The organism is Nonomuraea sp. NPDC049646, assembly GCF_044465525.1.
Taxonomy (GTDB): Bacteria; Actinomycetota; Actinomycetes; order Streptosporangiales; family Streptosporangiaceae; genus Nonomuraea.
The window spans coordinates 54,737-65,695 of the sequence record NZ_JBITLU010000017.1 but is presented as its reverse complement, the minus strand read 5'-3'; the positions used below and the strand labels follow the sequence as shown (position 1 = coordinate 65,695).

The following is a 10,959-nucleotide window of genomic DNA, read 5'->3' as shown; positions in this document are numbered from 1 at the left end:
GGCCGCCAGTGAGCCCCCGGCCGTCCGGCCGGGGGCTTCTGTGTTGACCGGCCTGTGTTGACCGGCAGGGTGAGGCCCCTGCCTGCACGAAGGAGACAACCCATGTACTTCACCGATCGAGGGATCGAGGAGCTGGTCGATCGGCGCGGCGAGGAAGAGGTCAGCGTGCTCTGGCTGGGCGAGCGGCTGCGCGAGTTCGTCGATCTCAACCCCGAGTTCGAGACCCCTATCGAGCGCCTGGCCACCTGGCTGGCCCGCCTCGACGACGAGGACGACGACTGACGGGTTTCCGCCGCCAAGACGCGATACATCTTGAGTTTTCGAGTAACGCGACATATCGTGTTCTCGTAGGAGACGTACTCGTCAAGGAGGCATACGTTCATGGAGAAGTGGACGCTGGACGCTCCCGAGCAGCTCACGTTCGGGCCGGTTGAGTCACTTGACGTGCGGATCGTCGCCGGCAGGCTGGCCGTCCTGGCCAGCGAGGGCCCGCCCACGCTGGAGCTGACGGAGATCGAGTCGGCCGCGCCGCTGCTGGTCAGCTACGACCCGCTGACCAAGGAGCTGGTCGTCACCTACGAGGGCCTGACCCTGGACGGGCTGCTCGGCTGGCTGCGGCGCGACAAGCGCAGGACCAACCTCACGCTCACCGTGCCCAGGGGCTGCCGGGTGAACACGGAGGTGGTCTCGGCGTCCACGGTGCTGGCCGGGTTCGAGCGGTCCACCCGGGTCAAGAGCGTGTCCTCCGAGGTCGTCCTCGACGGCGTGAGCGGCGAGGTGAGCGCCACCACGGTCTCCGGCTCGATCGAGAGCCGGGCCATGGAGGGCGACCTGGCGCTGAAGACCGTCTCGGGCGAGCTGACCCTCGCCGACGGCAGCCCGCGCCGGCTCAAGGCCAGCACGGTGTCCGGCCGCATCACCGCCGACCTGACGCTCCGGCCGACGAGTCATGTGACGCTCAACAGCGTCTCGGGTGCCATCCTGGTGCGGGTGCCGGAGAACGTCGAGTCCGACGTCAGCATGAGGTCCACCTCCGGCAGGCTGAGCTCCACGTTCGGCGGGCTGTCGGGGAACAACGGCCCCGGCTCCAAGACTCTGTCCGGACGGCTGGGGGGCGGCATGGCCTCACTGTCGGCGTACACCGTCTCGGGCGAGGTCGCGCTGCTCAAGGGAGAGAAGGAATGAGCCCTGTCTTCGGTCACGGCCGGCTCCGGCTGTACCTGCTCAAGCTGCTGGAGGAGAGCCCGCGGCACGGATACGAGGTCATCCGGCTGCTCCAGGACCGCTTCCTCGGCGTCTACTCGCCCTCGCCCGGCACGATCTACCCCCGGCTGGCCCGCCTGGAGGAGGAGGGCCTGGTCACGCACGAGGTGATCGAGGGCAAGAAGGTGTTCTCCATCACCGACAAGGGCCGCGAGGAGCTCAACGCCCGGCTCGACGAGCTCGACGACCTGGAGCAGGAGATCTCCGCCTCCGTGCGCGACATCGCCCGCGAGGTCAAGGAGGACGTCCGCGACACGGTCAAGTCGCTGCGCGACGAGCTGACCCGGATGGCCAAGGACGTGCGCACCGGCGCCCGCGACGACGCCAAGGCGCGGGCCGAGGAGCTCAAACGGCTCAAGGAGCAGCAGAAGCGGCAGTGGATGGCGCACGCCAACCAGTGGCAGGTGGAGAGCGACCGGCTGGCCGGCGAGTGGCGCCGGATCTGGTCCGACATCTGGACCACGCTGGGCGGCGACACCGTGCGCCGGACCGAGCTCGACAGCGAGCTGGGCGAGCTGCTGGCCGACTTCGTGGCCCAGGCCCGCACGCAGGCCGCCGACGCCGCCCTGACCACGCAGAAGCTGCACGAGCTGCACACCGTGCTCGACGAGACCTCCGCCCGCATCCGCGACATCCTCCAGCGCTGAGCCGCCGTCCAGCGGGCGCTAGGCCGAGCGCAGCGGGCGGTGCGAGGGTTGCGGGCGCGCGTGGCCGCGGGCCGCTCTGCGGGCGTGGTAGGCGACCGGCATGTAGCGCAGGCGCTCGGGCAGGCGCGCGGTCAGCATCGCCACGGCGTGCCCGAGGTGCCGCAGCCGCCGCTCGTCCCGGGCCGTCCAGCGCAGGCCGAGCTTCCTGCGCGCGGCGGGCGGCAGGGTGCCGACGGTGACGAAGTGGTTGAACTCCCCCGATCCCAGCCCCACCGGCGTCCACAGGCGGCGCAGCGGCCTCGGCAGGCCGGGCGGGGCGGGCGTGCCGCGCATGACGGCGAGCACCTCCAGCGCCGTCGGGTGCGGCTCCAGCCGGTCGGCGATCATCGTGTCGAAGTAGCGCCAGAACGCCTCCAGGTCCGCCGGCATCTCCCGCTCCGGCACGTGGAGGATCGCGCCGAGCTGCCGCGACTCGGCGTACATGCGGCGCTGCTGCTCCTCGGTGTACGGGGTGCCGAAGTAGCGGTTGAGCGTGATGAACCGCTCGAACAGCGACAGGTGCACCCAGGCCCACGCCTCGCCGTTCAGGGCGTGGTAGGCGCGGCCGTGCTCGTCCACGCCGCTGATGGAGCGGTGCAGCTCGCGCAGCCGCCGTCCCTCGGCCAGGCCGCCCTCACCGCCGTAGACCCACTTCTGGACGGAGGCGAGCGTGCGGTTGAGCCGCCCCCACGGGTCGTCCTTGTACGTCGAGTGCTCCGCCACGGCCGCGCCGACCGCCGGATGCATGGTCTGGAGGACCAGCGCGCTGCCGGCCACGAGCAGGTTGCGGTATTCGCCCGCGGTGTCCCAGTGCATCGAACCCGGGCCGAACGGCTCAACGTTCATGGTGAACGCCTCCAGGGTGATACGACGTCATTCTTCCTGTATCACCCGGAAGGCGGACAAGTAACCCTTCACTTATTCAGCTGGTAAAGACGATTTTTCCGAAGATCTCCCCCTCGGCCATGGCCGCGAAGCCGTCCCGGGCCTCGGTCATCGGCAGCGCGCGGTCGATCACCGGCCGCACGCCGGTCTGCTCCAGGAACACCGCCAGCCGCTGGAGCTGGTCGCGGGTGCCCATGGTGGTGCCGACCACGGACAGTTGCAGGAAGAAGACGCGATTGAGGTCGGCGGGCGGGACCGCGCCGCTGGTGGCTCCGGAGACCACGATGCGACCGCCCGGCCTGAGCGACTTGAGCGAATGATCCCAGGTGGCCTGGCCGACGGTCTCCATGACCGCGTCCACCCGCTCGGGCAGCCGCGCGCCCGTCTCGAAGACCTGGTCGGCGCCCAGCTCGCGGGCCCGCTCGCGCTTTTCCTCCGACCGGCTGGTCGCCCAGACCCGGAAACCGCCCGCGCGGCCGAGCGCGATCAGCGCGGTGGCGACGCCGCCGCCGGCGCCCTGCACCAGCACGGTCGAGCCCGGTTCGAGCCCGGCCTTGTCGAACAGCATGCGGTACGCGGTCAGCCAGGCCGTCGGCAGGCAGGCGGCCTCCTCGAAGGTGAGCGCGGCCGGCTTGGGCACGAGGTTGCGCCGCGGCACGGCCACCCGCTCGGCGAACGTCCCGTCGTGCACCTCCGACAGCAGCGAGCGCCTGGGGTCGAGCGTCTCGTCCGCGCCCGTGCCGATGACGGCGTGCACGATGACGTCGTTGCCGTCCTCGTCCACGCCGGAGGCGTCGCAGCCGAGCACGATCGGCAGGCGGTCCTGCCTGATGCCCACGCCCTTGAGCGTCCACAGGTCGTGGTGGTTGAGGGCGGCGGCGCGTACCGAGACGGTCGTCCAGCCGTCGGGCGCCTTCGGGTCGGGGTGCTCACCGAGCGTCAGCCCGGCGAGCGGATTGTCGGGATCGGTCTGTGTGGCGGTTACGGCGAACATGGCCGCACCCTACTAACCGACCCGCCGCCGCCCGCGACACCGCCCCGCCGCTCACCGCCGGACCGTCACCCGGATCCCCGCCAGGGCGCGGCGCCGGAACTCGTCGGAGCCGGCGACGGCGACCTCCACGTCCCCCCGGCACGTCCACTCCCCCGGACGCCCGCGCCCCTCGATCACCTTCGGCAGCCGGGCCTTCCTGACGCAGTCGGGCGTGGGCGCCAGCACGACCATCTCCCGCACTCCCCCGCCGAACCAGAGCTGCGGCCCGGCCGGCCCCTCCTGGGTCACGGCCCCCGGACGGGCCAGCCGCACCGACCCCTCGCCCGACAGCACCAGGTAGCCGTCCCGGGTCACCTTCCCGTGCAGCTCCCGCGCCAGGGCCGCGCGCTGGTCGAAGGTCAGCCCCTCGCCCCTGTCCTGCATCGCCACCCGCCAGCGTCCGAACGCGAAGAGCAGCACCTGCCCGCTGCCCCCGCCGGGCTGGGGCGGCCACAGGGTGACGCCGGGGCCGTAGCTGCGGATCGGCCGGCCGCCGCCGGTCACCTCGGCGATCCCGTTGTACGGCACGCTGAACTGCCGGAACCGCCCGTCGATCCACGCGCCCTGGAACGGCCGCACCCCCAGCTCGTTGAGGTCGAGGTCGGCCGGGTAGCGCACCTCGGCCTTCAGCCCGTCGGGGAAGACGACGTCGATGATCTCGTCGTGGCCCTTGGTCCTGGCCGGGATGCGCAGGGCGTTGGGGCCGTTCTCGATCCTGGTGAGGGAGCGGATGGGCGTGGTGGCGGACGGCGCGGGCGGCTGCGGCCCCGGGTCGCGGCTGAGCAGCAGGCTGACGGCCGGGACCACCAGCAGAGCCAGCACCACCGCGAGCCCGATCCACCGGCGGCGGCCGCGCCCCCCTGCCTCGATGACGTCGAACTGGTCGGACACGACGTGCCTCGCCGGGTTAGTGCGGGTTGCGCCCTTCACCCCCAGTTCAATTGAGCGACATCCGCCCGCGCAAGCCCTCGAACCCGGCGAAGTCGCCGCACGAGGTCACAACTTCACAACCTCGGCCGGATCACCAGGTGGCCACGTTGGGCCCGTCGCCCGCGACCAGGGCGACCCGCTGCCCCACGAGCTCCCGGGACATGGCGTCGGCCAGCAGCTCCGGCTCCAGCACGTGCGCGTGCGCCCGCCCGCCGGACGGCAGGTCGACGACGAGGATGCCCTTGTCCGGCTCGCCGTCCGGGCCGTGCGCGACCGTGTAGCCGGCCACGGTGGCGGGCCCGGCGTACGAGCCCACGACGGGCACCCCGGCCGCCGTGAACACCGGGACGGCGTCCCCGGGCGGCCCGCCGGGCTCGCTGGACCATACCGCGTACGTGTGCTTCGTCAGGTGCATCCCCACGCCGGTCACCAGCCCGTGGCCCGGCTGCGCGCGCAGCAGCCCGGCCATCGTGGCCGTCGAGTGCAGCACGTAGTCGCTGGCCGGGCCGCCGGCGTACGGCAGGCCGCCGGTGACCGTCAGGCCGCGCCGGTCGTAGGGGTCGAGCCCGATCGCGTCGCACGCCTGCCGCAACGCGACGGCGAAGCAGCTGTACAGGTCGAGGGCGTCCATGTCGGCGAGAGCGAGCCCGGCGCGCCGGAAGGCGGCCTCGGCGGCGGCCCCGATCGCCTGCGACGAGCCGAGCGCGGGCCGCGCCGCCACCTCCCAGGTGTCCTCGGCGTACGCCCAGCCGCGCAGGTGGACCCGCCGCTCCTGCGGCACCCCCAGCCGGTCGGCCAGCTCCGCGCAGGCCAGGACGACGGCCGCCGCCTGGTCGACCTCCATGACCGCCACGGTGTTCCTGGTGTACGGCCAGCCGACGAACCGGTTGCCCTTCACCAGCTCCTCGGGCGTGCGCACGGCCCGCCGCCACGCATGCGGGTTGGCCGCGGCCACCTCCGTCATCGGCGCCATCATCCGGCCCCGGTCGAGCATCTCCTCCTCGACCGTCATCCCGGCGGCCGCCCGGCGCGCGGTCTCCATGATCGCGTACGTGTGCACGGGCAGGAACAGCTCATGAGCCAGCTCGGCGGGGTGCGGGGGCCGTTCCCAGCCGTAGGGCGGCTTGGGATCGGCGGCGTGGCTCCACGGCACGTGCTCGCCCGCCCGCCGGTAGGCCCGCCGGGTGGCCAGCGCCTCGGCCCCGGTGATCAGCGCGCAGTCCAGGTCGCCCGCCGCGATCCGGGCCGCGGCCGCGCCGATGAGGAGCTGCGGGGCCGTGCCGCTGACCTTGGAGTAGGCGGTGTGGCTCGGCGTGGCGCCCAGGCGCTCGGCCAGCCGCCCGGTCGGCGAGTCGTACTGCCAGGAGTCGGTGTGCACGATCTGGATCGAGTCGAGCCGTCCGGGGGGCAGCCTGGCGTCCTCGGCCGCCTCGCGGGCGACCGACTCCCACAGATCGAGCGGTTCCGGGCCGGGCTGTTCGCGGACGGTGCGTTGTGCGATGCCGATGAGACAGGGGGTGCGTGGATCCATACGGACATCTAACCAGAACAACATTCGGTTGATAAGCAGTGGCGTTTGATAATCAGCGTTACCGCTGTTGCTGCAGACTCGTCGTCGCGGCTCTGACCTGCGAGGATGCCCTTTTTGAATACATGCAATTTCGCTATTTCCATAACGAAACGGAACCGGGGCCGACCTTTTCGCGTCGCTTTCTGGCTGACGGGTTGCGCCATTCATTAGCGTTCTCAACGTTTTCCTGGCCCACCGGGGCGCAGCACCCCGCTCTGGGCCGCCGAGAACCGAGAGGAGTTCCATGTTTTCCCGAGCAAGGCGCATCGCGATCCCCCTCACCGCGCTGGTGGCCGCCGCTCTGGCCGCCGGCCCGGCCACCGGCGCCGCGGCGGAGGCGGCCTCGGCCCCCGACGTCGTGTCCAGGAACGCGGCGACCCCCGCCGAGCAGGCCGTGCAGTTCTGGACGCCCGACCGCATCAGGCTCGCCACCGACTACGACGGCGCGCTCGACGTGTCGTCCAGGGGCGTCAAGGGCGGCAAGGTCGGCAGGGTCGGCAGGGGCGGCGACCAGACGCCCGACGGGCCGCCAGGATCGGTCCCGCCGATCGGCGGGGAGAAGGCCAAGGCCGGCAAGAGCAGGCAGGTCAACCTGCCCAACACGGTCGGCCGGGTGTTCTTCACGCTGCCCAGGACCGATCCGCGCAACCCGAAGAACTGGCGGTACTGCTCGGCCAGCTCCGTCCAGGGCAAGTACCGCAACCTGGTGGCGACCTCCGCCCACTGCGTCTACGACACCCGGCAGAACACCTTCTACGACAACTGGATCTTCATCCCGTCGTACTGGGACGGCGACAACGTGTGGGAGGGCAAGGCGCCGTACGGCATCTACGCCGCCAAGACGTTCAACGCGCACGACGACTTCGTGGTGAAGGAGGACTACGACTTCGACTACGCGTTCGTCAACGTCTACAACGGCATCAAGGTGAGGTGGGAGAGGACCGGCAACCGGTGGCACTGGACCGTCAGGAACGCCGGCCGCCTCGGTGACAACGTCGGCGGCCAGGGCTTCACCTGGAACCGCAGCACGAAGCTGAACGTGTTCTCCTTCGGCTACCCGGCCGGCGGGCACCCCGACGGCGACAAGCCGTACACCGGCCGGACCATGAAGTGGTGCTACGGCAGGACGGCTCCGATGCCCGAGGCCAGGAGGTACGACCTGCAGGAGCAGATCGGCTTCAGGTGCTCCTTCACCGCCGGCGCCAGCGGCGGCCCGTTCATCTACGACTACCGGAACTCCTCGCGCACCGGCTACCTGGTGGGCGTGAACAGCGTCGCGTGGGACACCGACGGCAACGACCGCTACGACCACATCTCGTCGCCGTACTTCAACACCGACACCTACGACGTCTACAAGGCCGCCGCCAACCGCTGGACCGGCGACATGCCGTGATCCGGCCCGGCAGTCCAGGCCCCGGATCCTCCTCGGCGGGATCCGGGGCCTTCCCGTCCCGGTGAGCCCCGTTCCGGTCAGACCGTCCTTCAGACGCGGAAGACCGGGCCCGTGGCGACGGCGAGGGCGCAGGCGTTGGGGAAGGTCTGCGAGTAGCGGTAGTGGTCGCCGTCCCAGACGCCGTCCGCCCGTACGTCCACCGGCTCGTAGTCGGCGGTGCAGGAGACCCCCGTACGGCCGCTCAGACGGGCCGGGTTCCCGCCCACCTGTTCGAGAGCGGAACAGGCCGCGACCTGCCCCGGCGCGACCCGGCCGGGGGTGCACTCCAGCACGCCCTGCCGATCTCCGACGCTGATCCGGAAAAGCCTTTGGTCCTTGTGCGACGTCCGGACATCGGGCGGTCCGGTCGTGGCGTTCGCCACTGGAGCGGCGGCGAATGCGGCGCAGGAAAGCGCGGCGACACAGAGAATTCGGTGCATAGGCGCAGCCTCTATCAGCCCTCTGACCTGCGGCAACGACCGACACGCGTGATCATTTACGCGTATCGGGAGGGATCGGCTGATGGTGTCCTTATCGCACACGGTGCACTCTTGATCAGGTAACGAATCTCTATCCGGGCTGCAATACAGGCAGTTGATCTGGAAAAATCCACCCTTACGACCCTAAGAAAGGCATTTCATGATCTCCCGGGCCAGGCAACTGGCGGCGGCCGCCCTGGGCGGCGCGCTGCTGTTGCTGCCTGCCTTCACGGGGATCGCGAACGCCGCGCCGGCGAGCCGGGTCTTCGGCGTCACGCTGGCCAGGACCGCCGCCGACATGAAGAAGGTCGCCGACTACTGGCGTCCCGACCAGCTCAAGCAGGCCGACAGCTACAGCCCCGCCACGCCGGGCGCGCAGGCCGCCCCGACGTCCTCGGCCGGCGCCGTCTCCGGGCCCGCCTCGCCCGTGACCACGGCGCGGCGGACGTCCGCGACGCAGGGCATGGCGCCCGTGCCGCCCAAGCGGGGCGGCGCCGGCAAGACCATGGGCAAGGTCTTCTTCAAGTTCGGCGCCAAGCAGTACTGGTGCTCGGCCAGCGCGGTCGCCTCACGGAACCGCAGCGTCGTGGCCACGGCCGGCCACTGCGCGTACGACTCCCGCCAGGCCAAGGCCGCCGAGTACTGGATCTTCGTCCCCAACCCCGGCCCCAACGGCGAGACGCCCGACGGCATCTACGTGGGCGCCGCGCTCAGCATGCACGAGGACTGGTCCGGCAAGGGCGACTACGACTTCGACTACGCGTTCGTCACCGTGCACCGCGGATTCGTCTGGGAGCAGGCCAAGGACGGCACGTACACGATGAAGGACGTCGGCCGGCTCCAGGACAACGTGGGCGGCCAGGGACTGGAGATCAACAGGAAGCCGGCGGCCGCCACCATGACGGCGTTCGGCTTCCCGGCCGGCGTGCAGCCCGACGGCACCCGTCCCTTCGACGGCAAGACGCTGCGGTCCTGCCAGGGCAGCGTCACGTACTGGACCGTGGCTCCCGCGCTCGACCTGCAGAAGGGCGTCCGGCTCCAGCCGTGCGCCTTCAGCCCCGGCGCCAGCGGCGGCCCCTGGCTGGTGGACTACGACGCGGCCCGCGGGCTCGGCGAGCTGAACGGCGTCAACAGCCTGACCTGGAACGTGGACGCCAAGGGCGCCTACGACGCGGTGTCGTCGCCGTACTTCGACACGACCACCGCGGAGGTCTACCGACGCGCCGCCGCGCTCACCACGCCGTCAAATGTGACGTAAGTCACATGCAACCAGGTGATCACGGGACGTGATCAGCCGATCCATTGATCTCGGTACGGTAACGGGGACGCCTGGGAGCGCTGACACGATCTACCGAAAATTTCCATTCGCCCAGTCAGCGGTATAGGTTCCGGGTCGTCCGTTTGCTGAATTTCGGGGTGCAAGAGGCGCCTCCTCTCAGCGCAACTTGGAGTTACCTTGAAGCGAATCCTCCTCCCCGTCGGCGGCGCGGTCGTGGCGACCGGCCTTCTGGCCGCCGGGCTCTCCGCCACCGCCCAGGCCGACGGCGGTGTCTCCAACGACCCGATGGCCGGCAGCAACTCCCAGGCCGCCTCGATCGCCTCCTTCTGGATCGCCTCCAACGGCGCCGCCCTCCGCCAGGCCACGCAGTACACCTGGGACTCCAAGGAAGTGCGGAAGGTCGTCTCCAAGGGCGGCTACGACCCCGACGGCCGTCCCGGCATGACCGCGCCGACCGGCGCCCAGAAGGCCGGCGCGTCCCAGAACGTGAACCTGCCCAAGAGCATCGGCAAGGTCTTCTTCGTCGACGGCTCCGGCAAGTTCCGCTGGTGCTCGGCCACCTCCATCCAGTCGGGCAACCGCAACCTGGTCGCCACCGCCGGCCACTGCGTGTACGACACGGACAGCAACAGCGACACGCTGTCCAACTGGGTCTTCGTCCCGGGCTACTACCAGGGCAAGGCCCCCTGGGGCATCTACGTGGGCAAGCAGGCCTTCACCCACTACGACTTCGACAACTACGAGGACTACGACCGCGACTACGCGTTCGTCACCGTCTACAACGGCATCCAGTTCGACGGCGTGAAGCAGGTGGACCGCAAGGACTTCGAGCGCTTCAGCGGCCCGAAGCGCGCCTGGGGCGGCCACTACTACATCCTGCTGTCCAAGGACGCCGGCCGGCTCGGCGACGCCGTGGGCGGCCAGGGCTTCGCCTGGAACCAGCCGACGGGCAAGTTCGTCCGCACCTTCGGCTACCCGGCGGCCCCGCACCCCGACGGCAACAAGCCGTACAGCGGCGTCACGCCGAAGCACTGCTACGGCAAGACGACGGCCAAGACCGTGGGCGCGTCCTGGCTCAAGATCGAGGAGCACGTCGGCCTGAAGTGCGCCGTCACCCCCGGCTACGACGGCGGGCCGTGGCTGCTGAACTACAGCAACGCCAAGCGCCTCGGCTACGTGAACGGTGTCACCAGCACCTTCGCGGACCAGGACGGCAACGACCGCATCGACTACATCACCTCGCCGTACTTCGACGGCGAGACGGCGGCCGTGTACAAGGCGGCCACCAACTTCCCGTCGGGGAAGATCGTGGGGCCTAACGGAGAGCTCTACAAGTAAGCCCTCACCAGGGGAGAGAGGGCCCCGGCGTTGCTCCTTGCCGCCGGGGCCCTCACCTGTCCCC

At 70.6% G+C, this 10,959-nt stretch carries 11 protein-coding genes; 6 read left to right on the top strand and 5 right to left on the bottom strand.

What is annotated here, in order from left to right; genetic code table 11:
- The first annotated feature begins 102 nt into the window (after positions 1 to 102).
- From ACIBQ8_RS39475 to ACIBQ8_RS39465, 3 genes are all read left to right on the top strand, one after another.
- A complete protein-coding gene (locus ACIBQ8_RS39475; RefSeq protein ID WP_352323532.1) occupies positions 103 to 282 on the top strand; it encodes a DUF6104 family protein in 180 nt (59 codons plus the stop codon).
- Positions 283 to 381: 99 nt separating this feature from the next.
- Positions 382 to 1,185, top strand: coding sequence for a DUF4097 family beta strand repeat-containing protein (locus ACIBQ8_RS39470; RefSeq protein ID WP_397179785.1), 804 nt, complete (start codon positions 382 to 384; stop codon positions 1,183 to 1,185).
- Positions 1,182 to 1,910, top strand: a complete 729-nt coding sequence (locus ACIBQ8_RS39465) for a helix-turn-helix transcriptional regulator (RefSeq protein ID WP_397179786.1) — start codon at positions 1,182 to 1,184, stop codon at positions 1,908 to 1,910. Before ACIBQ8_RS39470 ends, ACIBQ8_RS39465 begins: the two co-directional genes overlap by 4 nt.
- A gap of 18 nt (positions 1,911 to 1,928) precedes the next feature.
- On the opposite strand, the gene ACIBQ8_RS39460 is transcribed toward ACIBQ8_RS39465, so the two are convergent.
- The 4 genes from ACIBQ8_RS39460 to ACIBQ8_RS39445 form a co-directional block, all read right to left on the bottom strand.
- Positions 1,929 to 2,795: an oxygenase MpaB family protein gene (locus tag ACIBQ8_RS39460; RefSeq protein ID WP_397179787.1), complete on the bottom strand. Its 867-nt coding sequence runs from the start codon at positions 2,793 to 2,795 to the stop codon at positions 1,929 to 1,931.
- 76 nt (positions 2,796 to 2,871) lie between these two features.
- Complete coding sequence (locus ACIBQ8_RS39455) at positions 2,872 to 3,828, bottom strand: zinc-binding dehydrogenase (RefSeq protein WP_397179788.1); 957 nt, start codon at positions 3,826 to 3,828, stop codon at positions 2,872 to 2,874.
- Between the two features lie 51 nt (positions 3,829 to 3,879).
- Complete coding sequence (locus ACIBQ8_RS39450) at positions 3,880 to 4,758, bottom strand: hypothetical protein (protein WP_397179789.1); 879 nt, start codon at positions 4,756 to 4,758, stop codon at positions 3,880 to 3,882.
- Positions 4,759 to 4,888: 130 nt separating this feature from the next.
- Complete coding sequence (locus ACIBQ8_RS39445) at positions 4,889 to 6,328, bottom strand: acetyl-CoA synthetase (RefSeq protein ID WP_397179790.1); 1,440 nt, start codon at positions 6,326 to 6,328, stop codon at positions 4,889 to 4,891.
- Between the two features lie 283 nt (positions 6,329 to 6,611).
- Between ACIBQ8_RS39445 and ACIBQ8_RS39440 the strand changes: the two genes are divergently transcribed.
- Positions 6,612 to 7,760, top strand: a complete 1,149-nt coding sequence (locus ACIBQ8_RS39440) for a trypsin-like serine peptidase (RefSeq protein ID WP_397194594.1) — start codon at positions 6,612 to 6,614, stop codon at positions 7,758 to 7,760.
- 89 nt (positions 7,761 to 7,849) lie between these two features.
- Here the strand turns inward: ACIBQ8_RS39440 and ACIBQ8_RS39435 are convergent, their stop codons facing one another.
- Positions 7,850 to 8,092, bottom strand: coding sequence for an SSI family serine proteinase inhibitor (locus ACIBQ8_RS39435; protein ID WP_397179792.1), 243 nt, complete (start codon positions 8,090 to 8,092; stop codon positions 7,850 to 7,852).
- A 346-nt stretch (positions 8,093 to 8,438) separates the two neighbouring features.
- Here ACIBQ8_RS39435 and ACIBQ8_RS39430 point away from each other — a divergent pair, with 346 nt between their 5' ends.
- Both ACIBQ8_RS39430 and ACIBQ8_RS39425 read left to right on the top strand, forming a co-directional pair.
- Positions 8,439 to 9,536 carry a trypsin-like serine peptidase gene (locus tag ACIBQ8_RS39430; protein ID WP_397179793.1) on the top strand — a complete coding sequence of 366 codons (1,098 nt, stop codon included), beginning with the start codon at positions 8,439 to 8,441 and terminating at the stop codon, positions 9,534 to 9,536.
- Positions 9,537 to 9,734: 198 nt separating this feature from the next.
- Positions 9,735 to 10,895: a hypothetical protein gene (locus ACIBQ8_RS39425; protein ID WP_352352326.1), complete on the top strand. Its 1,161-nt coding sequence runs from the start codon at positions 9,735 to 9,737 to the stop codon at positions 10,893 to 10,895.
- The last annotated feature ends 64 nt before the right edge of the window (positions 10,896 to 10,959 follow it).